Here is a 24,498-nt window from a genome sequence, read left to right as displayed (position 1 = left end):
TTCAACGGTACTCCCCCGCCCCGCATTCCCGGGAGTCACCATCACCCGCGTCGTCGCGCACCCGGTGGGATCGAATAGGCTGGACGGCGTGAAACTCCCCTGGCAGAAGGCCGACGACTCGACCTCCGAGGCGGCGGAGTCCGCGGCAGCCGACACCGTCGACGAGACCGCTGCGGAACCGCTCGCCAAGCCCGCGCAGACGGCGGGCAAGGGCCGCCCCACGCCCAGCCGCCGCGAGGCGCAGGGGCGCAAGCGCGGCCCCGTCGCGCCCGCTCCGATGACCCGGGCCGAGGCCCGCGCGCGGAAGAAGGAGTTGCGCAACTCCATGAGCAAGGAGGAGCGCAAGGCGGCCGCCGCGGATCGTCGCACGCAGGCCAACGAGCGCCGCGAGCTCATGATGCAGGGCGACGAGCGGTACCTGCCGGTCCGCGACAAGGGCCCCGTCAAGGCCTACGTGCGCGACCTGGTCGATGCCAAGCGCCACATCTCGACGATGTTCATCCCGTTCGCGGTCGCGGTGATGGTCTTCATGTTCGTCACCGTCAACCGGCCGGAGCTCGCGGGCATCCCCATGCTCGTCCTGCTGGTGATGGTCGCGGTCATGGCGATCGAGGGCATCCTCACCGGCCGCCGCGTCAACAACCGCGTCCGCGAGCGCTGGCCGGACACCACCGAGACGGGCTTCCGCCTCGGCTGGTACGCCTTCATGCGCTCCACGCAGCTGCGACGCATGCGCATCCCGCGGCCGCAGGTCAAGCCGGGCGACGCGGTCTAGCCCGTGGCGCTCACCCTCGTTCTCGGCGGGGTCCGCTCGGGCAAGTCCGCGCGCGCCGAGCAGCTGATCGCCGGGTCCGGCGCACTCGTCCGGTACGTCGCCACGGCGCCGCGGCCCGACGGTGACCCCGACCTCGCCGCGCGCGTGGCCGCGCACCGCGAGCGACGCCCGTCGTCGTGGTCCACCGTCGAGACGCAGGACCTCCGCGCGGTCCTGTCCGAGGGGTCCGCCCCGACGCTGGTCGACGACCTGGGGGGCTGGCTCGCGGCACGCCTCGACGTGGCGGGGTGGGAGACGCCCGAGAACGTGCAGCCCGATCTCGACGGCCTCGTCGCCGCCGCGGCGGCCTACGCGGGCGAGCTGGTCATCGTCAGTCCCGAGGTGGGCCTGTCGCTCGTCCCCGAGACTCACGCCGGCCGCGTCTTCCAGGACCTGCTGGGCACGCTCAACGGCCGGCTCGCGGCGATCGCCGACCGGGCTGAGCTCGTCGTCGCCGGGATCTCCGTGCCGCTCGACGGTGCGCCCTCCCCGGCGGCGCCGGCCGCGAGCCTGGTCAAGCCCGTCCCGGACGTGCCGCCGGCACCGCCGATCGTGCTCCCGCCGTTCGAGCCGGGCGCGGATCCGCTGGCCTTCCCGCAGCTCTCCCCGCCGGATCCGTTCGTCGGCCGCGAGGCCCGCGACCGCCAGCTGGAGCTGACCAAGCCGGCGGGCTCGCTGGGCCGCCTGGAGCAGCTCGGCGAGTGGATCGCCGCGTGCCAGGGCGTGTGCCCGCCGAAGCAGTTCGAGCGCGCGCGCATCGTGGTCTTCGCCGGCGACCACGGGGTGGCCGCGAGCGGCGTCTCGGCGTACCCGCCAGAGGTCACGGCGCAGATGGTGGCGAACTTCGCCGCCGACGGGGCCGCGATCAACGTGCTCGCCGCACAGGCCGGCGCGACGGTCCGCGTCGAGGACATCGCCGTCGCCGGCGACACCCGCGAGGACCTGAGCCGCAACAAGATCCGCCGCTCGTCGGGCGACATCGCCGTGACCGACGCGCTCACCGACGAGGAGACGATCGCCGCGATCGCGGCGGGCCGCCGGATCGCCGACGAGGAGATCGACTCCGGCGCCGACCTGCTCATCGTCGGCGACATGGGCATCGGCAACACGACGCCCGCCGCGGTGCTGGTGGGCGCGCTCACCGACACCGAGCCGGTACTCGTCGTGGGCCGCGGCACCGGCATCGACGACAACGCCTGGATGCGCAAGGCCGCCGCGATCCGCGACGGCATGTACCGCGCTCGCCCGCACGTCGGCAATCCGAAGGCGCTGCTGCGCACCGTCGCCGGGGCGGATCTGGCCGCGATGGCCGGCTTCCTGGCGCAGGCCGCGGTGCGGCGCACGCCGGTGATCCTCGACGGCGTCGTGGTCACGGCGGCCGCACTGGTCGCGAACGACCTCGCCCCCGGCGCGGTGAGCTGGTGGGTCGCCGGGCACAAGAGCCCCGAACCCGCGCACGCACTCGCACTGCACCGCCTGGATCTCGAGCCCCTGCTCGACCTCGGCCTGCGGCTCGGCGAGGGCAGCGGCGCGGCGCTCGCGCTGCCCCTGGTGCGCTCCGCCGTCGCCGTGCTCGGCGAGATGGCCACCTTCGAATCCGCCGGGGTGTCGCAGGTGTGAAACACCTGCTCGCGACCATCGCCTGGATGACGGTGCTGCCCGTGCCCGGCACGCTGCAGCCGAGCCCGGTCACGCGGTCCGACGGTGCCCGCATCATCGCCCTCGTGCCCCTCGCCGGCGCGCTCGTGGGCGCCGCCGTGGCCGCTGTCGCCTGGCTCGCCCACGCCGCGGGCCTGCCGACGGTGCTCGTCGGCGCCCTGGCCGTCGGCGCCGGGGCGCTCCTGGCGCGCGGCATGCACCTCGACGGCTTCGCGGACTGCGTCGACGGCCTCGGCAGCTACGGATCGCCGGAGCGCGCGCGGGAGATCATGCGCCAGGGCACCGTCGGGCCGTTCGGCGCCGCCGCACTGGCGCTGCTGCTGATCGCAGCTTCCGCCGCCGTGGGCGGGCTCGCGGACCGCGGCGCGTGGCTCGCGATCGGCGTCGCCGTGGGCGCCGCCCGGGTGGCCGCGGTGTTCGGCTGCCGGCGCGGGTGGTCGCCGTCGAACCCCGACGGTTTCGGCGCGCTGACGGCCGGCACCCAGGGCCTGGCGACACAGGGTTTCTGGGCCGCGGTCGCCCTGACCGCGGCCGTCCCGGCGGTGCCCGGGCGCCCGTGGCAGGGGCCGCTCGCCGTCGCGGTGGGGCTGCTCGTCGCGACCCTCGCGATGCGGCACTGCGTGCACCGGTTCGACGGAATGAGCGGCGACGTGCTGGGTTTCGGGATCGAACTGGCCGCGGTGATCGCGCTGATCGGCCTCTGCGCCGCCTGACAACCGGACCGCAAGCACCCGCCAAGCCCAGTGAGCGAGGCTCACGACATGACCTACGACGACGCCGGGTGGCACTCCGACACCATCGCCGAGCTGGGCCTGCCCGAGGAGGCCGCGGGCACGCACATCGGCATGTTCTACGCGTGGGCCCGCGCCCGCGGGCTGGCGAGCGGTACGCACCTGGAGCACGGCGTCGACGGCGAGGTGCCCGACGAGTCGCTTCCTCTGCTCGACGAGCGCACCCTCACCCCGGGCGCCTACCTGGACGAGTACCTCGACGGCCAGCTCGACCCGAGCTTCTTCACCACCGAGGGCTGCGCGTTCGTCGAGGCGGAGTACGACGCCTACCTCAAGGCTTACGAGCGGATCCCCGCGGTCGCGGCGGCCGCCACGATGTACGCCGCGCCCGATACCTGGCTGATCTACAACGCCGTCGAGCCGGTGCTCGACGAGCTCTACGCGCAGTGGAAGGGGCGCCGCTGATTCGTTGGGACCTGCCGGCCGGGGACTCGACAACAGACGTTGTCAGGAGTAGACACAGTGGTGTGACGACTGTGGACACCCCGAGGCCCATCCCCGCACGCCACCCCGCACGTCCGCGGCGCGTGCCGCCGGGGATCCGCCTGGTGAGCGCGTTCCTCCGCCTCCCCGAGCCCACCGACGCCGAGTTCCGGCGGTTCGGCGAGCTGCTCACCGTCGGCGACGCACCGATGGACGAGCTCGTCGACTGGATCTACCAGGACCGCGACGACCGCAAGCCGATGTTCGACCGTGCCCTGAACGAGGGCATCGCATCGGTGCCCGAGGCGCCGGCGGAGCTCCGGGAGTTCTTCGAGGACATGGAGACCGCCCCGGACTGGGTCGATTGGGACAAGATCCTGCTCGGCGGCCAGCTCATGCGCAGCGGCGGCGCGGACGGCTTCTCGATCGCCCGCGACGTCGCCCTCATGGGCGGCTACCTCTTCTCCGGCTTCAACCAGACCCTGCTGCGCACGGGCGCGCTCGAGAAGGGCTCGAACAAGCGCTTCGCGGAAACCTCGCAGTGGGCGCTCGACGTGATCGTCCCCGAGGGGCTGCGCCCGGGCGGGCCGGGCTACCGGTCCACGCTGCACGTCCGGTTCATCCACTCGATGGTGCGCCGGCACGTCACGGCGCTCCCCGACTGGGACTACGAGACCTACGGCCTGCCGATCAATCAGACGGACATGGCGGCCACGCTGGTCGGCGCGCTCATCGCGCCCGTCGCGACCGGCCTGGGTATCGGCCTCGTCGCGAATCCGCGCGAGTACGAGGCGGCGGCGCACCTGACGCGGTACGTCGGCCGGCTGATGGGCGTGCACGACGACTTCCTGCCGCACAGCTTCCGCGACAGCCTGCGGATCCTGTTCCAGACCTCGCGCGCACTGTCGACCCCGGACGAGACGAGCAAAGCGCTCGCGCAGCCGATGGCCGACGACCCGATGCTGTGGCAGTACGGACAGTTCACCGGGCTGCGCCGCCGGATCGCCCGCTCGCAGCACCTGTCGATCGCGACCGCCTACCTGGGGCGGAGCGCCATGAAGGAGCTCGGCGTCCCGTCGACCCTCCCCTGGTACCCGGCCCTCCGGATCCCGTACCACCTGGTCGAGTCCGTGTTCAACCAGCTCCCCGGCGGCCGCGAGCGCGCCGCCCGCCGCGGCGACGTGGGTCAGGCGAAGTTCATGCGCACCCTGAACGAGGAGGCCGCCGTCGGCCACTCGGCGCACCACGTCACGCACTGACCCGATCGCGCTAACCTGGCGATCGTGAATCCACTGATCGCGAATCTAGATACTGCATTGGCATCTGGATATCCCGAGTATCACGCCGCGCTCGGCCCGGGCTCGCCCGACGAGGACATCGACGAGCTCGAGCGCGTCTTCGGCCTCCCGCTTCCGCCGCTGTACCGCGACTTCCTCGCCTGGCGCGGCCCCAGTCCCGACGGCGCGCCAGTCGAGGCGGGCAGCCTGATCTACAACCAGGACCTCATGACCGCGCGTGAAGTCATCGACACCGTCACGATGATGCGGGAACTACGCGCGGCCGACCCCAGCTGGATCACCTCTGCGTGGTGGGGCGAGCACTACCTCCCTATCCTCGACAACCACGCCGGCGACAACATCTGCATCGACATGTCCGGTGAAGCCCTCCTCAAGGAGACCCGCTGGGACGAGCACACCCGCACGCGCTTGGACGTCGAGAAATGGACGAGCCTTCCCGGTCAGATCATGGATTTCACGCACGACGCTGAATTCCGCGAGATCTATGCTCCCGACTTCGCCTCGTGGGTCGAGGCGATCACCTCCACCTTTACGGCCAAGCCGTTCGATACTTACGAGGAGACGTGCAGCGGAACTCGATACATCGGCTTCGACGAGGACGCGGAGGACCACATCGAAGCGGCGCTCGGCACTTGCAGTCCTGGCTTCCCGCGCCGACTCGAGCAGCAGTTCGGGACCGACTGATCTGTCACCCGTCTCCGCCACACGCCCACACTCGTCAGAACGTTCTGCGATTCTCAAGGCGGCAGCTCCGGTCGCCGAACGCTTCGAAAGATGGTGTGGCCGCACGCCGCACCACATTTCGAACGAGCGCGGCCCGCACCGAATCCGGTGCGGGCCGCGCGCGTCGTTGGACGACACTCAGCTCAGGGTGGTCATCCAGCCGTGGGTGTCGGGGACGGTGCCGCGCTGGATGCCGGTGAGGGTCTCGCGCAGGGCCATCGTGATCTCGCCGGGCTCGCCGTCGCCGATGGTGAAGTCCTCGGACGCGCCCTTGACCCGCCCGACGGGCGTGATGACGGCCGCGGTGCCGCAGGCGAAGACCTCGGTGATGGCGCCGGAGGCGACGCCCTCCTTGAGCTCGTCGACGGTGATGCGGCGCTCCTCGGTCTCGAAGCCCGCGTCGCGCGCGAGCTGGAGCAGCGAGCTGCGGGTCACGCCCGGGAGCAGCGAGCCGGACAGCTCCGGCGTGACGATCTTCGCGTTCGAACCGGAGCCGAGGACGAAGAACAGGTTCATGCCACCCATCTCCTCGATCGCCTCGTGCTCGATGGCGTCGAGCCACACGACCTGGTCGCAGCCCTGCTGCGCGGCCTGGGCCTGCGCGACGAGCGAGGCGGCGTAGTTGCCGCCGCACTTGGCGAAACCGGTGCCGCCGGGCGCGGCGCGCACGTACTCGCGCGAGAGCCACACGGAGACGGGCTTCACGCCGCCCGCGAAGTAGGCGCCGGCGGGCGAGGCGATCACCAGGAAGCGGTAGCTGTTCGACGGCTTGACGCCCAGGGTCTCCTCGTCGGCGAAGATGAACGGCCGGAAGTACAGGGCCTCCTCGCCGCCGGCCGCGGGCACCCACTCGCCGTCCACTGCCACGAGCTCCTTGAGCGACTCCACGAAGACGTCCTCGGGGAGCGGCGGGATGGCGAGCCGCTCGGCGGAGCGCTGGAACCGCGCGGCGTTGGCCTCGGGCCGGAAGGTGGCGACGGAACCGTCGGGCTGGCGGTAGGCCTTGAGGCCCTCGAAGATCTCCTGCGCGTAGTGCAGCACCGACGCCGACGGCTCCATCGGGATGGGCCCGTAGGGTAGCACCTCGGGGGCGTGCCAGCCCTCGGCCTCGTTCCAGCGGAGCGAGATCATGTGGTCGGTGAAGTACCTGCCGAATCCCGGGTTCGCCAGGATCTCGGAGCGCTCAGCCGCAGAGCGGGGGTGGTCGTTGCGGGTGAGGGCGAAGGCCGTGCCAGTTGTCATGGGACAAGATTCTACGACCCGCGCGCGCGGGCGCGGGCCGTACCAATCAGTAGGAACCCCGAGTATTTCTCCGGGGCCTCCGCGGGACTACTTGGTGTTCGCCTCGACGAACGGCGGAAGGACCACCTCGCACTCGATGGCGCGGCCGCGCACGTCCACGCTCACCGGCGTCCCCTTCTCGACGCCCGCCTCGGAATCGATGAGCGCCAGCGCGATTCCGGTCTTGAGGCTGGGGCTGAAGGTGCCCGACGTGGTGGTGCCGATCGGCGCACCGTCGGCGGAGAGCACCGTGAGGTCGGCGCGGAGCACGCCCTTGCCGGTGGCACGCAGGCCCCAGAGCTTGCGCGCCGGACCGGCCTCCTTCTCGGCCAGGAGGGCCTCGCGGCCGACGAACTCGGGCTTCTTCCACCCGACGGCCCAGCCCGCCCGGGCCTGGACCGGCGTGATGTCGACGGTGAGCTCGTGCCCGTGCAGCGGGTAGCCCATCTCGGTGCGCAGGGTGTCGCGCGCGCCGAGGCCGGCGGGCTGGCCGCCGCGCGATGTGATCTCCGGGAGCAGCGCGCGGAAGACCGTCTCGGCGTCGCCCCACGCGGGGATCAGCTCGTAGCCGTGCTCGCCGGTGTAGCCGGTGCGGCAGACGCGCACAGGAACGCCGGCCGGCCCGGAAAGCACCGCGTCCTCGTAGGCCATGTACTCCATCTCGGTGGGCAGCCCGACGGCCTGCAGCACCTCCGCCGACTTCGGGCCCTGTACGGCGAGCACGGCGTAGTCGCGGTGCTGGTCGGTGACCGTGATGCCCTCGGGGGCACGCTCGCGCAGGTGCGCGACCACCGCGGCCGTGTTGGCGGCGTTGGGCACGAGGAAGAGCTCGTCGTCGGAGACGTAGTACACGATGAGGTCGTCGATCACACCGCCGGATTCGTTGGTGCACAGGGTGTACTGCGCCTTGCCGGGGTGGATCTTGCCGAGGTCGGCGGTGAGCACGCGGTTGACGAAGTCCTTGGCGCCGGGCCCGGCGACGGTGGCTTTGCCGAGGTGGCTGACATCGAAGATGCCCACGGCCTCGCGGACGGCGGTGTGCTCGCCGACGGTGCCCGCGTACTTGACGGGCATCGACCAGCCGCCGAAGGGCGCGAACGCCGCCCCCAGCTCGGTGTGCACGGCGTTCAGGGGGCCTTCGATCAGCGTCTCACTCATGCCCGGCACTCTAGTCGAGGGCCGCGCTGCCGGACCGGCCCAGCAGCCGCATTCCCTGGTAGATCACGATCGCGGCGACGGAACCGAGCGCGATGCCGGTGAAGGTGACCTCACCGACGGACCAGGTGAAGTCGGCGATGCCGATGATGAGCGGCACCGCGGCGGTGAGCTGGTTGATGGGCTTGCTGAAGTCGACGCGCGCCTCCACCCAGATCCGCACGCCGAGGATGCCGACGAGGCCGTACAGCGCCGTCGTGATGCCGCCGAGCACGCCGGGTGGGATCGACGCGATCACGGCGCCGACCTTCGGTGACATGCCGAGCAGGATCGCGGCGATGCCGGCCACCCAGTAGGCGGCCGTCGAGTAGACGCGGGTCGCGGCCATGACGCCGATGTTCTCCGCGTAGGTCGTGGTGGCGGAGCCGCCGCCAGCGCCGGCGAGCACCGTCGCGAGGCCGTCGGAGGCCAGCGCCCGGCCCATCACCGGGTCGTAGTCCTGGCCGGTCATCTGCGCGACGGAGCGCACGTGCCCGACGTTCTCGGCCACGAGCACGAGGACCACGGGCAGGAACATCGGCAGCACGGCCCAGGAGAACGACGGGGCGTGGAACTCCGGGAGGCCAACCCACAACGCCGCGGAGACCTTCGAGAAGTCGATCTCGCCGCGGAACCACGCGACCGCGTAGCCGATGAGCACCGAGGTGAAGATCGCGAGCCGCCCGAGCATGCCCTTGAAGAGGGCGAGGGACAGGATGAGGCAGACCAGCGTGATCGTGGCCGTGACCGCGGCCTTCTCGTAGTTCGCCTTCGCCGCGGGCGCCAGGTTGAGGCCGATCAGCGCGACGATCGCGCCGGTCACGACGGGCGGCATCAGCTTCTCGATCCACGTGGTGCCCACGAGGTGCACCACGCCGCCGACCAGGATCAGCAGCGCACCCACGGCGACGATGCCGCCCAGCGCGCTCCCCATCCCCTGCGAGGCCGTCGCCGCGGTGATCGGCGAAATCACCGCGAAGCTCGACCCCAGGTAGCTGGGCAGCCGGTTGCCGGTGATGAGCAGGAACAGCAGGGTGCCCACGCCCGAGAACAGCAGCGTCGTGGCGGGCGGGAAGCCGGTGAGCACCGGCACCAGGAACGTGGAGCCGAACATCGCCACCACGTGCTGCACGCCGATGCCCAACGTCTTGGGCCAGCTCAGCCGCTCACCGGGCCCCACCACGCCCGCACCGTCAGTGGTCGGCGTCCAGCCGAATGTCTTCATGGCGGGAAATCATGCACGAGTCAGCGGCCGAGTACAGCGTCCAGGTAGTCGTTGGCGAACACGCGGTCCGGGTCGAGCTCGTCGCGCACGGCCAGGAACTCGTCGAACCGGGGGTACGCGCCGCGGAAGAACTCGGCGGTGCGGGTGTGCATCTTGCCCCAGTGCGGGCGGCCGCCGTGCTCGATCATGATCCGCTCGACCTCGGCGAAGTAGTCGCTGGGCCTGTCGCGGATGTAGCGGTGCGCGGCGATGTACCCGGACTGCCGGCCCGAGGCGGTCGAGAGCATCAGGTCGTCGGCGGCGGCCACGCGGACCTCGATCGGGAAGGTGAGGTTCCAGTCGTGCTTCTCGGTCGCCGCCTTGAGCGCGGCGAACGCCGGCATCGTGTTCTCCAGTGGCACGGCCCATTCCGTCTCGCGGAAGCGCACGGACCGATCGGTGGTGAGCACGTTGGTGGAGTAGTCGATCTCGGTGTGCTCGGAGAGCATCGACGTGGCGAGCGAGACCAGCCGGGGCGTGAGCGACGGGACCGCGCGCCCCACCTCGCACACGGCCATCAGCGCGCCGGTGCCGACCACCTTGTCGTCGACGAACCGCCGCACCGTCCCGATCGGCTTGCGCTTGTGGTCCCCCGGACGGCGGATCTGCGACTTGGTGAGTGTGCCGTCGGTCCCCGGGAACCAGAAGAACTCGAAATGGTCCACGCCGCGCACCCGCTCGACGAAGCCGTCCACCGTCTCCGCCAGCGACATCGGCGCCTCCGTGGCCTCGAGCACGAACCGGTCCACGCACTGCAGCGTGACCTCGACCAGGATCCCCAGCGCGCCGAGCCCGAGGGCGATCGCCTGCAGGCGCGGGTCGTCCTCGCCGACGGTGACCACCTCCCCGGTCCCGGAGACGAGGGTCGCCCCGACCACCTGGGTGGCGATGCCGCCGAACCCCAGCCCGGTGCCGTGCGTGCCGGTCGAGATCGCTCCGGCGACGGTCTGACGGTCGATGTCGCCCAGGTTCGGCATGGCCAAGCCGTAGGGCTCGAGCAGCGCGGGCACGTCGTAGAGCCGGGTACCGGCGCGCAGCGTCACCCGCTTGGCGTCGACGTCGACGGTGACGAGCCCGCCCTGATGGTCGGGCGCCAGCGCCACGTCGCGCGGGGCGGAGATCGCGGTGAAGGAGTGCCCCGCGCCGAGCGCCTTGACGGTGCCGCCGCGCTCGCGGGCCCGTTCGACGGTGCGCACCACGTCCTCGATCTTCGCGGGCCGCGAGACGTAGGACGGGAACGCGGAGGCCGTGCGCCCCCAGTTGCGCCACTCACCGACGGTGCCGGTCAACTGGTCCAGGCCCGGAATCCACTTGTTCACAGGAAGCACTTCCCCTCGCCGCGGTAGGTCGGGACCGTGGCCTGCACGGCACCGTCGGATACGACGACCAGGTGGTCGGCGTGCTCGGCCGGCTCCCCGGCCTTGGTGTGCCGGAACCAGACCCGGTCGCCGAGCGAGATCCGTTCGGCCCGTTCGCCGGTGAGCGGCGTCTGCACCTCACCCGCGCCCTCGCGGCCGGTGAGTTTCAGCCCCTCGGGCCAGACGGGCCGCGGCAGGCGGTCGGAGCCCGCGGCACCGGAGGCGATCCAGCCGCCGCCGTGGCAGGTCACCGTGTCCGGAGCGGGGCGGCGCACCACCGCCAGGCCGAAGCCCATCGCGGGCGCCGGACGGAAATGGGAGTAGCCGTCGAAGAGGTGCGGCCCGTACAGGCCGCTGCCCGCGGCGATGTCGGTGACGTTGGGGTCCTCGGCGTTGCGCTCCAGCGAGCCGGTACCGCCGCCGTTGACGAACTCGAGGTCGGCGATCCGACGCAGGTCCGTGAGGATCTCCCGGCGGCGCGTCACCAGCTCGTCCCAGGAAGCGCGTTGCATGGTCCGCAGCAGCGTCCCGGCGCCGGGTCGACGGATGCTGAGGTCGCCGACGCCCGCGATCTGGGCGTCGTAGGTCATCACGCCGACGAGGCGGAATCCCTTGCGGCCCGCCACCGTCGCCGCGAGGACCGAGGCCTCGCCGCGGGTGCGGATCGGGGACCGTCGCGCGCCGATCGCGCCCAGCGCGGGGGCGTGGTACGAGGCGTCGACGTCGATGCAGACCCGCAGTTCGGGGCGGCGGCTCGGCGGCACCGCGGCGTCGATGAGGTCGAGCTGCTCGGCGTCGTCGATCATGAGGGTCACCCGCATCGCGGCGGCCGGGTCGGCGGCCAGCGCGGCGATCGCGGCGAGGTCCGCGCTCGGGTAGGCGACCAGCACGTCGGTGCAGCCGGGGCGGGCGGCGCCGTCGTGATCGATCCCGTCCGCGGCGAGCCAGTGCGCCTCCGCCACGTCGTAGGCGAGTACGCCCGCGTAGCCCGGCACGCGCAGCAGCGCGTCGAGCACGGGGCGTGAGCGGATCGACTTCGACGCCACGCGGATGGGCTTGCCGGCCGCGCGCCGCAGCATGTCGGCCACGTTGGAGCGCAGGGCGTCGAGGTCCGCGGCGAGGATCGGCGCGTCGAGGCCGTGCGTGGTGGCGTCGATGGTGGCCCAGTACGCGGCCGGGTCGATCTCCCAATCCCGGTCGAGGGACGACGGTGCCGCCGCCAGGTCCAGTGCGCCCGCTCCGGTCGTGGTCTCTCCCGTGCCGTTTCCCGTCATGAGCACCGATCGTACGGGCGCAGGTGCCCCCTCAGCTCGGCGTGACCGCAGATCCCCCCTCGCCCGTCCGGATCTCCCCGGCGGCCCGGACCTGGGCGGGAGTGCTCCCGGTCCACTGCGCGAAGGCGCGCCGGAAGTCGCGGGCGTCGGCGAAGCCGACCGCCGCGGCGACGGACCGCACCGGCAGGTCGGTGGTCCGCAGCAGAGTCTCCGCGCGCTCGCGCCGGACCCGGGTGTGGATCGACCGGAAGGACTCGTCCGCCTCGGTGAGGTTCCGGCGCAGCGTCCGCTCGGTGGTGTTCAGCTGTCGGGCGACGCCGGCCATCGTGAACGGGCGGCGCAGGTCGGAGCGGAGCAACTGCTCGACGGCCCAGACGTGGTCGAGGTCGCGCGTCTCCGCCCGCGTCCCGGTGAGCGCGCGGCAAGCCGCCAGCGCGGCGGCGTGCACCGCCGGCTCGCGTCGGGGCAGCGGCGTGCCGAGCAGGCTTCGCGGCACCGTCATCCGCCCGGACGGGGCGTCGAACCGCGCGGAGCAGCCGAAGGAGCGCGGATACTCGGCGGCGTACGGCGGCGCCGGATACGGCAGCTCGACCAGTACGGGCGACCAGCGCTCGTCCCCGAGCGCGGAGCGCAGCAGCGTCGTGACGCTGAGGAGGGTCTCCTCGCAGAGGAAGGGCAGCAGGTCCGGGTCCGCGGAGCGCGGCACCACGGCGAGGCGGAGGGCGCCGCCGTCGGCGTCCACGTCGAAGTCGACCAGGCTGCCCGCCGCCTGGTGGTACTGCAGGCCGACGGCGACGGCGCCCTCGAGATCATCGGCGGTCTGCATCGCCACGCCGAGCATCCCGAAGGACTGCAGCAGCGGGCGGGCGCCCGCCTCGAACCCGAGGGGACGATCGGGCAGCGCCTGCACCACCTCGGTCAGGAACCGCACGACCTGTGGATGGGTGAGCTCGAGGTCGACCGCGGAATCAGCCGGGCGGATCCCCGCACGCGCCGCCCACGCCGCCACCGGGTACCCCTCCCGCCCCAGCGCCTCCATCAGGTGGGCGACGACGGGTGCGGGCATCGCGGCCGCGTAGCCGGCCGCCCCGGGCGGCGGCGCACCCCAGAGTCCCAGGCGTAACATCCGTACAGGCAAGCACACCCGCCGCCCCGACGAGAGGAAACCCCTTGAGCACGCCGTTCACCGGACCCGCCATCACGCTGACCGACGATCTCGCGGCGGCGACCGACGCACTCGTCGTGGGCGTGTACTCCGCGGAGGACGACGGGGCTATCACGCTCGACGCCGGCGTGCCCGACGCCGCGCGCGGGCCGATCACGGAGGCGCTCGCGCTCCTCGGCGCCGAGGGCAAGGCCGGCGAGACCGTACGGATCGCCACCCCGGCCGGGACCGGCCTGGGCGCGGCGACGGTGCTGGGCGTGGGCCTGGGCCCCGAGGCGTCGGCGACCCCGGAGGCCGTGCGCCGCGCCGCCGGCGTCGCCGCCCGCGCGCTCGAGGGCGTCGCCGCGGCGGCCACCACGCTCTCGTCGATCGACCTGGCGGCAGCGGTCGAGGGCGCGATCCTCGGCGCGTACCGGTTCGCCGAGTTCCGCACCACCTCCGCGCCGAAGAAGGCGACGCTCGGCGCACTCGCGCTGTTCTCGGCCCCCGCGTCCGAGGCGCTCGCCGAGGAGGCGCGCGGCACCGTCGAGCAGGCCCGCCTGACGGCCGGCGCGGTGGCGCTGGCCCGCGACTTCGTCAACACCCCGCCGAACGTCCTCTCCCCCGGCGAGTTCGCCGACCGCGCCCAACGGCTCGGCACCGCGGCCGGGCTGGAGGTGGAGGTCTTCGACGAGCTCTACCTCGAAGCCAACGGCTACGGCGGCATCGTCGGCGTCGGCAAGGGCAGCTCGCGCCCGCCGCGCCTGGTGCGCCTGCGGCACGTCTCGGGGGTCGACGGTGCCAAGCACGTCGCGCTGGTCGGCAAGGGCATCACCTTCGACACCGGCGGCATCTCGATCAAGCCGGCCGCGGGCATGGAGCAGATGACCTCGGACATGGGCGGCGCCGCGGCGGTGATCGCCACGGTGATCCTGGCCGCGCAGCTCTGCCTGCCGGTCGACGTGACCGCGACGGTGCCGATGGCCGAGAACATGCCCTCGCACACCGCGCAGCGCCCCGGCGACGTGCTCACCCAGTACCCCGGCCCCGGGAAGGGCGGCATCACCGTCGAGGTGATCAACACCGACGCCGAGGGCCGCCTGATCCTGGCCGACGCCATCGTCCGCGCCTGCGAGGACGGGCCCGACTACCTCATCGACACCGCGACGCTGACGGGCGCGCAGATGGTCGCGCTCGGCACCCGCACGCCCGGCGTCATGGGCACCGACGACTTCCGCGACCGCGTCGCGGAGCTCTCCCGCTCCGTCGGCGAGAACGGGTGGGCCATGCCCTTCCCGGAGGAGCTGCGCGCCGACATCAACTCGCGCGTCGCGGATCTGGCGAACGTGAGCCCCAACCGGTGGGGCGGCATGCTCACCGCCGGGGTGTACCTCAAGGAGTTCGTGGCCGACGGGGTGCAGTGGGCGCACGTCGACGTCGCGGGCCCGGCGTTCAACACCGGCGGTCCCTTCGGCTACATCACCAAGGGTGGTACGGGCGTCCCGGTCCGCACGATGCTCGCGGTGCTCCGCGACATCGCACAGCGGGGCTGACGTCCCGCCCCCTGGGAGTTACCGGCGAGTAAGCCCCCAACCGCCGCGCGGATCCGACCCCTGAGGGTAGGGTCAGGTGTCGGTGGAGGCCACCAGCCGAAACCCGCGTTCAGCTCGTATCACAGCAGATAACCGAACCTGAGGAGTCAGAGGAAATGGCCTTCTCCGTCCAGATGCCGGCACTCGGCGAGAGCGTCACCGAAGGCACCGTCACCCGGTGGCTCAAGCAGGAGGGCGACACGATCACCGTCGACGAGCCCCTGCTCGAGGTCTCGACCGACAAGGTCGACACCGAGATCCCGNCNCCCGTCGCCGGCACGCTGCTGGAGATCAAGGCGAACGAGGACGACGTCATCGCCGTCGGCGGCGTGCTCGCGATCGTCGGCNCCNGCGCNCCNGCNGCCCCGGCCGCGTCGTCGTCGGATTCGACGCCGTACGTGACCCCGCTGGTGCGCAAGCTGGCCGCGGAGAACAACGTGGACCTGAACGCGGTCAAGGGCACCGGCGTCGGTGGCCGCATCCGCAAGCAGGNCGTGCTNGCNGNNNCGGCCGAGGCCGCCAAGGCCCCCGCCGCTCCGGCCGCTGCGACCGCCCCCGCGGCNGCCGCGGCTCCGGCACCGTCGGCCCCCAAGGGCGCCCGCCCCGAGCTGGCGGCGCTCCGCGGCACCTCGCAGAAGACCAACCGCATCCGCCAGATCACCGCGAAGGTCACCCGGGAGTCGCTGCAGGGTTCGGCGCAGCTCACCCAGGTCTTCGAGGTCGACTTCTCCAAGATCGTGGCGCTGCGCGCGCAGGCCAAGGCCGCGTTCAAGGCGAACGAGGGTGTCAACCTCACCTACCTGCCCTTCATCGCGAAGGCGGTCATCGAGGCGCTCAAGGTGCACCCGAACGTCAACGCGTCGATCAGCGACGATTTCAAGGAGATCACCTACCACGGTGTGGTGAACCTGGGCATCGCCGTCGATACTCCGCAGGGCCTGCTCTCGCCGGTGATCAAGAACGCCGACGACCTGTCGCTGGCCGGCCTGGCCCGCGCGATCGTCGACCTCGCGGAGCGCACCCGCAACAGCGGCCTCAAGCCCGATGAGCTGTCCGGTGGCACGTTCACCATCACCAACATCGGCAGCGAGGGCGCGCTCTTCGACACGCCGATCCTGGTCCCGCCGCAGGCGGCGATGCTGGGCACCGGCGCGATCGTCAAGCGCCCGGTCGTGGTCAAGGACGCCGCGGGCACCGAGTCCATCGGCATCCACCCGATGGCCTTCCTCCCGCTGACCTACGACCACCGCCTCATCGACGGTGCCGACGCGGGCCGTTTCCTCACGACGGTCAAGCACCGTCTCGAGGAGGGCGCGTTCGAGGCGGATCTGGGCCTGTAAACCCGGAACCACCCGATCTCATGGAACGACGGGTCGCCCTCGCCGGATCGTCGGGGCTCATCGGCACTGCGGTGTCGCGAGCGCTGACGCGGCGGGGCGACACCGTCGTTCCGCTCGTTCGGGGCGATGCCGCGCGCGGGCTCCCGTGGGACCCGGCGCGCGGCGAGGTCCCGGACCTGGCCGGCTTCGACGCGGTGATCGTCCTGAACGGCTCCCCCATCGCCGGCCGCCGCTGGACGGGCGCGGTCAAGCAGGACCTGCGCGACTCCCGCATCGAGTCCGCCGCGGCGCTCGCGGAGGCCGCTGCGCGCGACGGCGTGCCGGTGTTCCTGGGCGCGAGCGCGATCGGCGTCTACGGCGACGCGGGCGAGACGGAGTGCCTCGACGGACCGGACGGCACGCCGCCGGGTGCGGGTTTCCTCGCGAGCCTCTGCGTCGAGTGGGAGGCCGCCGCAGCCGCCGCCCGCACCGCCGGGGTCGCGGTGGCGCACCTGCGTTTCGGGCACGTCCTGTCCGCGGCCGGCGGCCTGCTCCCGGTGCTGCGCCGCGTCTACCGGCTCGGGTTGGGCGGGAGGCTGGGCAGCGGCCATCAGTGGATGTCGTGGATCTCCCGCGACGACGCCGCCCGCGCGGTCGTGCACGTGCTCGACGGTGCGCTCGCCGGCACGATCACGGGTCCCGTCAACGTCGTCGCGCCGGCGCCCGTACGGCAGCAGGCCTTCAGCGAGGCCCTGGGCCGCGAGGTGCACCGCCCCGCGCGCTGGGTGGTGCCCCGGATCGCGTTGCGCACCGCCGTCGGCGAGATCGCCGACGAGGGCCTGCTCACGTCCCAACGCGCCGTCCCGCGCGTGCTCCACGAGAGTGGATTCCGGTTCGCGCACACCACACTTCCCGCCGCACTCGCCGCGGCGATGGTGGACGAGGCGTAGCGTCGAGGGCATGCCCGCACGCTCCGCCCGCGCCGATTCCGCCCCGATCCTGGTCGAGGACCTCGGCACCATCGGCTACCAGGAGGCCTTCGACCTCCAGCACGACCTCGCGAACCAGCGCGCCGACGGCGCCATCGGCGACCGGCTGCTCCTCCTCGAGCACCCGCCCACGTTCACCGCGGGCAAGCGCACCGAGCCGCAGGACCTGCCGACCGACGGCAGCACCGTCATCGACGTGGACCGCGGCGGCAAGATCACCTGGCACGGCCCCGGGCAGCTCGTCGGCTACCCGATCATCAAGCTGGGCTCCGCGATGGACGTCGTCGACTACGTCCGCCGGATCGAACAGGCCCTCATCGAGGTCTGCCGAGGGCTGGGCCTCGCGGTCGGCCGGGTCGAGGGCCGCTCGGGCGTCTGGTTCCCCGCCGACGGTGCGCGCCCCGAGCGCAAGGTGGCCGCGATCGGCATCCGCGTGGCGCGCGGCGTGACCCTGCACGGCTTCGCCCTCAACTGCGACAACACGCTCGGCGGCTTCGACGCGATCATCCCCTGCGGCATCCCCGACGCGGGCGTGACCACGCTGAGCTCCGAGCTGGGCCGCGACGTCACCGTCGGCGAGGTGCGCGACGCCGTGGTCGACGCCGTCCAGCGCGCGCTCGACGGCGACCTCCCCGTCACCGACGAGACCCTGCACGCCGCCGATCACGCCTGATCGGCCGGGTCCTCCTCCACGCCGTCCCGGACGCCCTTCGCCCACGTCTTGGCCCACAGTTCGAGGGGTCCCAGGGCGATGAGCAGCGCCTTGCCCTGATAGCTGAGGCGGTAGGCACCGTCGGACGTCTGCGTCACGATGTGTGCCGCCGTGAGTTCCGAGAGCCGCTGCGAGAGCGTGCTCGACGAGATGCCCTCGATCTCGTTGCGCAGATCGGAGAACCGCGACCTCCCGAAGCGCAGCTCCCACACGATCCGCAGCGCCCACCGTCGGCCGAACAGGTCCAGCGCCGCCATCATCGGCCGCCCGGTGTCCGAACCGCGGACCGGCCGCCCGGGTAGCGGGCGGTCGACCTCACCGTCGTCGTGACCCACGTCACTCCCCCTGCCGCTCTGCGGCGGAACCCACACCGACAGGCCCTAGGCGAGCCTCATCGATAGAGATACGGTTCACACCTATCAGTCCAGTTCGATTTTTGGACCACGGCCGGATCTCCTCCGGCGGACCGGAAGGTGACCGTGATCGACGCCCATAGTAATTCCGCAGCGAAGCAGCCCTTCTTCGCGCGGCTCGGCCGGCTCTGCGTGCGCTACGCCGCCTGGATCCTGCTGTTCTGGGTCGCACTGGCCGGCGTCCTCAACGTCGCGGTGCCGCAGCTCGAGGTCACCGTCCACAAGCACTCGGCGCCGTTCATCCCGGGCGACCTGCCCGGTGTCGACGGCCTGCGCGCCATGGCCGAGGAGTTCGGCACCCCGTCGTCGACGGCGCAGGGCAACGTCATCGTCGCCGCCGAGGGGAAGATCGGTCCCGAGCAGGAGCAGTACTACCGCGCGCTCACCACGGCCCTCGAGGCCGACAAGGAGCACGTCGCCTACGTGATCGACACCTTCGGCAAGCCTGCCGCGCGCGAAGTGGGCCTGAGCCCCGATGGGAAGGCGATCAACCTGCTCGTCGCCGAGGTGGGCGACATCGGTTCCACCCGGGCGCAGTCGAGTACCGAGGCGATCCGGGAGACGATCCGCTCGATCCCTGCGCCGGCGGGCACGACCGTGGAGTTCACGGGCACCGCGCCGACCCTGTCGGACCTGTTCACCGCGATCGACGCCTCGCTGCTGGTGATCACCGCGGTCTCGGTGGTGCTCATCATGGCGCTGCTGCTCGTCACCTACCGGTCGATCGGCGCGGCGATGGTGCCGCTGCTGACCATCGGTCTCTCCCTCGCCGTCGCGCGGCCCATCGTCTCGCTGGTGGGCGAGCACGAGGTGATCCCCGTGTCCAACTTCTCCATCGCGATCATGACGGCCATGGTGCTGGGCGCGGCCACCGACTACGCGATCTTCGCCGTCGCCGGGTACCACGAGGCGCGGCGCGCCGGAGCCCCCTCCGACGAGGCCGCGGTCGCCGCGTCCACCCGCGTCGGACGCATCATCGTCGCGTCCGCCCTCACGATCGCCGTGGCGAGCGGCGCCATGATCTTCTGCAAGGTGGGCATCTTCGTGACCGCGGGCCTGCCCACGACGATCTCCATCATCGTCACCTGCCTCATCGCGCTCACCCTGCCGCCCGCGTTGCTGCGCTTCCTGGGCGCGCGCGGCTGGGTCGAGCCGCGGCCCGGCACGGAGAAGCGCTGGCGCCGCACGGGCGCGAAGGTGATGCGCCGCGCGGTGCCGCTGTCCGCCGCCGCGCTCGTGGTGCTGGTCGCCGCCGCGGCGGTGCTGCCGAGCATGGTGATCGGTTTCGACGAGAACCGGATGCAGCTGCGGGCCACCGACTCCCGCAACGGCTACGAGACGGTCGTGAAGCACTGGGGCGTCAACGAGGCGGTGCCGGAGTTCCTGCTCATCCGCGCCGACCACGACATGCGCAACACGCACGACCTCGCCGCGCTCGAATCCATCGCGATCGGGGTGTCGAACCTGCCGCAGGTGGCCTATGTCCGGTCGATCACCCGGCCGGACGGGAAGCCGATCCCCGAGTCGGCCGTCGGCTATCAGACGCAGCAGGTGGCGAACGGCCTCGGCGATGCGAACCGCCAGCTCAAGGAGGCCTCGCCACAGCTCAAGGCCCTGGCCTCCGGCGTCGACCAGCTCAACGCGGGCGCGAGTGAGGCATCCCGTCGGGTCCCCGAGCTCGTCGCGGGCACCCAGCGGGTGACCGGGCTGGCGTCGGGCGTGCTCGACGCGCTGACGTCCGCCCAGCAGGCGCTGGCGACCGCGAGCGGCGGCTCCGTCGACGTGAACGCCGCGACCGCTCTCCTGCGCAGCGCCGTGGCCACCCTGACCACCGCCGCCGATGCGGTGCGGACCGCGCAGCGACAGAACGCCGGGATCGGCGAGGTGTTCGGCCCGCTGGTCGGCCCCGTCTCCCCCGCCTGCGCCGCCGACGCGAACTGCACCGCGGCGCGCCGGGCCTTCGCGGAGCTCGACCGCGCCACGTCGGGACGGGCCTCGACGGCGGTGCGCGCGGCCACCGTCGTCCTGCCCGCCGGGACGACGGACCGCGCGGCGACCGCCCTCGCCCAGGCCGACGACGCCCTCGCCCGCTTGCAGGGCCTCCTCCAGGGCCTCGGCGGGCTCAGCCCGGAGCAGGTCAAGGGGCAGCTCGCGGAGCTCACCGCGGGCGTCACCCAGCTCTCCACCGGGCTGTCCCAGCTCAGCACGGGCCTGGGCCAGGTCAAGACCGGCACAGACCAGGTGGTGGAGATGACGGGCCGCCTCCAGGAGGGCCTCGGCACTGCCACCGATTACCTCACCGGGCTCAGCGCCGGCACCACGGACGGCCCGGGCCGCGGCTTCTACCTGCCCGCGCAGGGGCTGCAGTCGGACCGCTTCGTCGACGGCTCGCGGGTGCTCCTGTCGCCCGACGGCCGGTCCGCCCGCATGCTGGTGGTGTGGGGCATCAACCCGTACTCCGACGAGGCGCTGAACACCGCCGCGTCGATCCCCGACGCCGCGCGGGCGGCGGCGCACGGCACCGTTCTCGAGTCCGCGACGATGGACGGCTTCGGCCTGGCCTCGATCTCAGCGCAGATGCGCGAGCAGGTGCTTCGCGACTTCCTGCTCTTCGGGCTGGTCGCGGTGATCGGCGTCTTCCTGGTGCTGCTGGTGCTGCTCCGCGCGGTGATCGCGGCGGCGCTCATGGTCGCCACGGTGGTCCTGTCGTTCGCCGCCGCCGCGGGCGCGTCGGTCCTGCTCTGGCAGCACGGGCTGGGGATCCCCGTCGACTGGTCCGTGCTGCCGATCGCCTTCATGGCCCTGGTCGCGGTGGGCGCGGACTACAGCATGCTGTTCGCGGACCGCATCCGCGAGGAGGCCGCCGGGGATTCGACGGTGCGCGGCGTCCTCCGCGCGTTCGGGACCACGGGCAGCGTGATCACCACCGCCGGCCTGGTCTTCGCGATCACCATGTTCGCGCTCATGAGCGGCAGCGTGATCAACCTGCTGCAGATCGGCTCGACCATCGGAATCGGGCTGCTGATCGACATCGTGGTGGTCCGCACCGTGTTCGTTCCCGCGGCGATCACCGCGCTCGGCGACCGGGTGTGGTGGCCGTCGAAGCCGTGACGGGCGCGTCGCGGGCGTCGCGGGTCGCTCGAGGCGCCGCGCCGCCGAGCCGGACCGAGGCGAAGCACAGGAGCGCGGCAGCCAGGGCGAACCCCGTGGCCGCGGCGGCGAACCACGGGCCGCCCACCGCCACGGCGCCCAGCACCGACGTGCCCGCCGCGATCCCGGCGTTGGTGCACGCGTTGTTCCAGCCGAGCACGGCGGCGCGGTTGTCGGGGTCCACGGACGACAGGTAGGTCTGCTGCGCCGAGAAGAAGGCGCCGCCGCCCGCACACCACACCGCGATCGCCGTGATCACGACCGCGGGGACCGTCGCGGTCGTGGCGACGGCGACCCCCGCCGCGACGACGAGCGCCGCGCCTGCGGGCACCCACGCGGGGTGCACGCCGCGCCGGGCCAGCCGGTCGACGAGCGCGCCCGTCGCCACGGACCCCGTCATCGAGCCGATCCCGACCACGAGGCCGATCAGGCCCAACGCGGTGAGGCCGTAGCCGAACCGCTGCGAGAGAAGCACGCCCACGTAGGTGTACGCACCGAGCCGTCCCGCCTGGAGCAGCAGGGACGAGGAGAAGGCCAGCGCGATCCGGCGGTCGCGCCAGGGCGCGAACAGGCCGCCCCGATCGGGGCCGGCAGCGGTCGGGCCCGCGGACGGCAGGCGCAGGGCGGTCACCGCGGCCACCGCCAGCATCGGCACGCCGATCAACAGGTACGGCGCGCGCCATCCGAGGCCGTGCGCGAGGAGCGCCCCGAGCGGGACGCCGAGGACCTGGCCGCCCGCGTAGGCGGCCGCGCCCAGCGAGATCGCCCGGCCGCGCTGCGCGGGCGCGGCGTACTCGGCGAGGTACGCCCAGATCGACGGTGCGCCCAGCGCCGCGCCGAGGCCGGAGAGCGCACGGGCCGCGACGAGCAGCTCCAGCGACGGCGCGAGGTAGCTGAGGACGTCCGCCACGGCGAAGACCGCCATCCCGGCGGCGATCGCGTGCCGCCGCGCGAGCCGGTCCGAGAGCCGGCCGAAGAGGGGCCCGGTGACGGCGTAGCAGAGGACGTAGGCGGTGACGACGTTGCCCGCCGCGCCGGTCGATGCGCAGAAGGCCCGCGCGATGTCCGGCAGCAACGGAGCGACGAGGTTCATCTCGGCGCCCATGAGGAAGAACACCAGGTAGAGCACGCCGAACGTGCCCCACGGGGTCCTCCCCTGCACCATCTGCACACCTCCTGCCGGAGCCAGATTAGATGATCGAACAATCAGGGGCGACGAGGCGTGACCCGCGCCACCGTCGGGCCGCGGGACCGGGCGTAGCATGGACCGAGTGAGTACCCCGGAGAACCCCCGCAAGCTACTCCGCCTCGAGGTCCGTAACGCACAGACCCCGATCGAGCGCAAGCCGAACTGGATCCGCACGCGCGCGAAGATGGGCCCTGAATTCACCGAGCTCAAGGGCCTCGTCAAGCGTGAGGGCCTCCACACGGTGTGCGAGGAGGCGGGCTGCCCCAACATCTACGAGTGCTGGGAGGATCGCGAGGCCACCTTCCTCATCGGCGGCGAGCAATGCACCCGGCGCTGCGACTTCTGCCAGATCGACACGGGCAAACCCGCGGAGCTGGACCGCGACGAGCCGCGGCGCGTGGCCGAGTCCGTGCAGGCGATGGGCCTGCGCTACTCCACCATCACCGGCGTCGCCCGCGACGACCTGCCCGACGAGGGCGTCTGGCTGTACGCCGAGACGGTGCGCCAGATCCACAAGCTCAACCCCAACACGGGCGTCGAGAACCTCATCCCCGACTTCCACGCCAAGCCGGATCTGCTGGCCGAGGTCTTCGAGTCGCGCCCCGAGGTGCTGGCCCACAACCTCGAAACGGTGCCGCGCATCTTCAAGCGGATCCGTCCCGCGTTCCGCTACGACCGGTCGCTCGACGTGATCCGCCAGGCCCGCGACTTCGGCCTGGTCACCAAGTCGAACCTGATCCTCGGCATGGGCGAGACCCCCGAGGAGGTCACGGAGGCGATGCGCGACCTGCACGACGCGGGCTGCGACATCATCACCATCACCCAGTACCTGCGCCCGTCGCCGCGGCACCATCCCGTGGAGCGGTGGGTCAAGCCCGAGGAGTTCGTCGAGCACACGCAGGCCGCCGAGGAGATGGGCTTCGCCGGCGTCATGGCCGGACCGCTGGTGCGCTCGTCGTACCGCGCGGGCAAGCTCTACGCGAAGGCGATGGCGCACCACGGCCGCCCGATTCCGGAGAACATGGCGCACCTGACCGCCGAGGGTGACGCGGCGCAGGAGGCGACGTCGGTGCTGAGCCGCATGGCCGCCGCCGCGAAGTAGAACATTAAGCTGGGAGACATGGCACAGGACAAGGCAGCGGCCGACAAGCTCAAAGCGCAGAAGGCCGAGGCGAAGCGGGCACGACGGGCCGCTTCGAAGGAACGCCGCAAGCAGATGTGGCAGGCGTTCCAGATGCAGCGCAAGGAAGACAAGGCGCTGGTTCCCATCATGGTCGGCGTCTTCGTCGGCGCGATCGCGCTGTCGATCGGTCTCGGCGTCCTCATCGAACAGCCGTGGTGGATGTTCCTCATCCTCGGCGTGCTGGTCGGCGCGCTCGGCGCGTTCATCGTCTTCACCCGCCGCCTGGAGCGCAGCGTGTACACGAAGAACGAGGGCCAGGTCGGCGCGGCCGGCTGGGCGCTCGACAACATGCGCGGTTCGTGGCGCGTGACGCAGGCCGTCGCGCGCACCACCCACGCCGACGCGGTGCACCGCGTGATCGGCAAGCCCGGCGTGATCCTCGTGGCCGAGGGCAACGAGGGCCGCATCAAGGGCCTGCTCGCGCAGGAGAAGAAGAAGACGGCGCGCGTCGTGGGCCAGACCCCGATCTACGAGTTCACCGTGGGCAACGAGGAGGGGCAGGTCCCGCTGCGCAAGCTGCAGCGCTCCCTGAACAAGCTCCCGTCGAACATCAACGGCAAGAAGATCGACGAGCTGGAGGGCCGCCTCTCCGCGCTCTCCACCCGCACCGGCGGCGCGCAGATGCCGCGCGGGCCGCTGCCGCAGGGCGCGAAGATGCGCAGCGTGCAGCGCACCGTCCGGCGCAAGACCGGATCGAACTGATTCCGCCCTCGGGGCCCGCTACGGCG

21 protein-coding genes and 4 pseudogenes are annotated in these 24,498 nt (G+C 72.2%); 17 read left to right on the top strand and 8 right to left on the bottom strand.

Features of this window, described 5'->3' with window-relative positions; translation table 11 throughout:
- Positions 1–88: 88 nt before the first annotated feature.
- The 6 genes from ACM9LD_RS03695 to ACM9LD_RS03670 all read left to right on the top strand — a co-directional run bounded on the left by ACM9LD_RS03695 (position 89) and on the right by ACM9LD_RS03670 (position 5,669).
- Positions 89–775, top strand: coding sequence for a DUF3043 domain-containing protein (locus ACM9LD_RS03695; RefSeq protein ID WP_415675424.1), 687 nt, complete (start codon positions 89–91; stop codon positions 773–775).
- A 3-nt stretch (positions 776–778) separates the two neighbouring features.
- Positions 779–2,434 (top strand): nicotinate-nucleotide--dimethylbenzimidazole phosphoribosyltransferase, encoded by a 1,656-nt coding sequence (gene cobT, locus ACM9LD_RS03690; protein ID WP_415675423.1) that lies wholly within the window; start codon positions 779–781, stop codon positions 2,432–2,434.
- Positions 2,431–3,186: an adenosylcobinamide-GDP ribazoletransferase gene (locus ACM9LD_RS03685; RefSeq protein ID WP_415675422.1), complete on the top strand. Its 756-nt coding sequence runs from the start codon at positions 2,431–2,433 to the stop codon at positions 3,184–3,186. The genes cobT and ACM9LD_RS03685 overlap by 4 nt, the downstream gene beginning before the upstream one ends.
- A 48-nt stretch (positions 3,187–3,234) precedes the next feature.
- The gene (locus ACM9LD_RS03680) at positions 3,235–3,669 is read left to right on the top strand and encodes a DUF7832 domain-containing protein (RefSeq protein WP_415675421.1); all 435 of its coding nucleotides are present in this window, start codon (positions 3,235–3,237) and stop codon (positions 3,667–3,669) included.
- A 143-nt stretch (positions 3,670–3,812) separates the two neighbouring features.
- A complete protein-coding gene (locus ACM9LD_RS03675) occupies positions 3,813–4,946 on the top strand; it encodes an oxygenase MpaB family protein (RefSeq protein WP_415675420.1) in 1,134 nt (377 codons plus the stop codon).
- A 24-nt stretch (positions 4,947–4,970) separates the two neighbouring features.
- The gene (locus ACM9LD_RS03670) at positions 4,971–5,669 is read left to right on the top strand and encodes an SMI1/KNR4 family protein (protein WP_415675419.1); all 699 of its coding nucleotides are present in this window, start codon (positions 4,971–4,973) and stop codon (positions 5,667–5,669) included.
- A gap of 177 nt (positions 5,670–5,846) precedes the next feature.
- Here ACM9LD_RS03670 and ACM9LD_RS03665 read toward each other — a convergent pair whose 3' ends face one another.
- The 6 genes from ACM9LD_RS03665 to ACM9LD_RS03640 form a co-directional block, all read right to left on the bottom strand.
- Positions 5,847–6,950: a branched-chain amino acid aminotransferase gene (locus ACM9LD_RS03665; protein WP_415675418.1), complete on the bottom strand. Its 1,104-nt coding sequence runs from the start codon at positions 6,948–6,950 to the stop codon at positions 5,847–5,849.
- An 87-nt stretch (positions 6,951–7,037) separates the two neighbouring features.
- Positions 7,038–8,147 (bottom strand): glycine cleavage system aminomethyltransferase GcvT, encoded by a 1,110-nt coding sequence (gcvT, locus tag ACM9LD_RS03660; RefSeq protein ID WP_415675417.1) that lies wholly within the window; start codon positions 8,145–8,147, stop codon positions 7,038–7,040.
- Between the two features lie 10 nt (positions 8,148–8,157).
- Complete coding sequence (locus ACM9LD_RS03655) at positions 8,158–9,408, bottom strand: uracil-xanthine permease family protein (RefSeq protein ID WP_415675416.1); 1,251 nt, start codon at positions 9,406–9,408, stop codon at positions 8,158–8,160.
- Between the two features lie 20 nt (positions 9,409–9,428).
- The gene (locus tag ACM9LD_RS03650; protein WP_415675415.1) at positions 9,429–10,766 is read right to left on the bottom strand and encodes a D-arabinono-1,4-lactone oxidase; all 1,338 of its coding nucleotides are present in this window, start codon (positions 10,764–10,766) and stop codon (positions 9,429–9,431) included.
- Positions 10,763–12,079, bottom strand: a complete 1,317-nt coding sequence (locus tag ACM9LD_RS03645; protein WP_415675414.1) for an alanine racemase — start codon at positions 12,077–12,079, stop codon at positions 10,763–10,765. Before ACM9LD_RS03645 ends, ACM9LD_RS03650 begins: the two co-directional genes overlap by 4 nt.
- Before the next feature lie 31 nt (positions 12,080–12,110).
- Positions 12,111–13,205 carry an AraC family transcriptional regulator gene (locus tag ACM9LD_RS03640; RefSeq protein ID WP_415675413.1) on the bottom strand — a complete coding sequence of 365 codons (1,095 nt, stop codon included), beginning with the start codon at positions 13,203–13,205 and terminating at the stop codon, positions 12,111–12,113.
- A gap of 44 nt (positions 13,206–13,249) precedes the next feature.
- On the opposite strand from ACM9LD_RS03640, the gene ACM9LD_RS03635 reads away from it, so the two are divergent.
- The 8 genes and pseudogenes from ACM9LD_RS03635 (at position 13,250) to lipB (ending at position 17,796) form a co-directional block, all read left to right on the top strand.
- Positions 13,250–14,776, top strand: a complete 1,527-nt coding sequence (locus ACM9LD_RS03635; protein ID WP_415675412.1) for a leucyl aminopeptidase — start codon at positions 13,250–13,252, stop codon at positions 14,774–14,776.
- Between the two features lie 164 nt (positions 14,777–14,940).
- Positions 14,941–15,078 (top strand): annotated as a pseudogene (locus tag ACM9LD_RS03630) (biotin/lipoyl-containing protein); the annotation flags it as partial.
- Positions 15,079–15,081: 3 nt separating this feature from the next.
- Positions 15,082–15,162: pseudogene (locus tag ACM9LD_RS03625) on the top strand (hypothetical protein); the annotation flags it as partial.
- 12 nt (positions 15,163–15,174) lie between these two features.
- Positions 15,175–15,307 (top strand): annotated as a pseudogene (locus ACM9LD_RS03620) (E3 binding domain-containing protein); the annotation flags it as partial.
- A 15-nt stretch (positions 15,308–15,322) separates the two neighbouring features.
- Positions 15,323–15,377, top strand: a pseudogene (locus tag ACM9LD_RS03615) (hypothetical protein); the annotation flags it as partial.
- Between the two features lies 1 nt (position 15,378).
- A partial coding sequence (sucB, locus tag ACM9LD_RS03610; protein WP_415675411.1) for a 2-oxoglutarate dehydrogenase, E2 component, dihydrolipoamide succinyltransferase occupies positions 15,379–16,155 on the top strand: 777 nt, incomplete at its 5' end.
- Between the two features lie 20 nt (positions 16,156–16,175).
- Positions 16,176–17,084 (top strand): TIGR01777 family oxidoreductase, encoded by a 909-nt coding sequence (locus ACM9LD_RS03605; RefSeq protein ID WP_415675410.1) that lies wholly within the window; start codon positions 16,176–16,178, stop codon positions 17,082–17,084.
- A gap of 10 nt (positions 17,085–17,094) precedes the next feature.
- Complete coding sequence (gene lipB / locus ACM9LD_RS03600; protein WP_415675409.1) at positions 17,095–17,796, top strand: lipoyl(octanoyl) transferase LipB; 702 nt, start codon at positions 17,095–17,097, stop codon at positions 17,794–17,796.
- Here the strand turns inward: lipB and ACM9LD_RS03595 are convergent.
- Positions 17,787–18,170, bottom strand: a complete 384-nt coding sequence (locus ACM9LD_RS03595) for a winged helix-turn-helix transcriptional regulator (protein ID WP_415675408.1) — start codon at positions 18,168–18,170, stop codon at positions 17,787–17,789. The two genes, lipB and ACM9LD_RS03595, sit on opposite strands and share 10 nt — an antisense overlap.
- 138 nt (positions 18,171–18,308) lie before the next feature.
- On the opposite strand from ACM9LD_RS03595, the gene ACM9LD_RS03590 reads away from it, so the two are divergent.
- A complete protein-coding gene (locus tag ACM9LD_RS03590) occupies positions 18,309–21,359 on the top strand; it encodes an MMPL family transporter (protein ID WP_415675407.1) in 3,051 nt (1,016 codons plus the stop codon).
- On the opposite strand, the gene ACM9LD_RS03585 is transcribed toward ACM9LD_RS03590, so the two are convergent.
- Positions 21,316–22,563, bottom strand: coding sequence for an MFS transporter (locus tag ACM9LD_RS03585; protein ID WP_415675406.1), 1,248 nt, complete (start codon positions 22,561–22,563; stop codon positions 21,316–21,318). The two genes, ACM9LD_RS03590 and ACM9LD_RS03585, sit on opposite strands and share 44 nt — an antisense overlap.
- A 97-nt stretch (positions 22,564–22,660) precedes the next feature.
- Between ACM9LD_RS03585 and lipA the strand changes: the two genes are divergently transcribed.
- Both lipA and ACM9LD_RS03575 read left to right on the top strand, forming a co-directional pair.
- Positions 22,661–23,689 (top strand): lipoyl synthase, encoded by a 1,029-nt coding sequence (gene lipA / locus ACM9LD_RS03580; RefSeq protein ID WP_415675405.1) that lies wholly within the window; start codon positions 22,661–22,663, stop codon positions 23,687–23,689.
- Positions 23,690–23,707: 18 nt separating this feature from the next.
- Entirely contained in the window at positions 23,708–24,472 is a 765-nt protein-coding gene (locus ACM9LD_RS03575) for a DUF4191 domain-containing protein (protein ID WP_415675404.1), read from the top strand.
- The last annotated feature ends 26 nt before the right edge of the window (positions 24,473–24,498 follow it).

Origin of the sequence: Tsukamurella hominis, from assembly GCF_965137015.1 — a bacterium.
Taxonomy (GTDB): domain Bacteria; phylum Actinomycetota; class Actinomycetes; order Mycobacteriales; family Mycobacteriaceae; genus Tsukamurella; species Tsukamurella hominis.
Note: the sequence above shows the minus strand (reverse complement) of the source record. Positions and strands in the feature narration are given on the sequence as shown.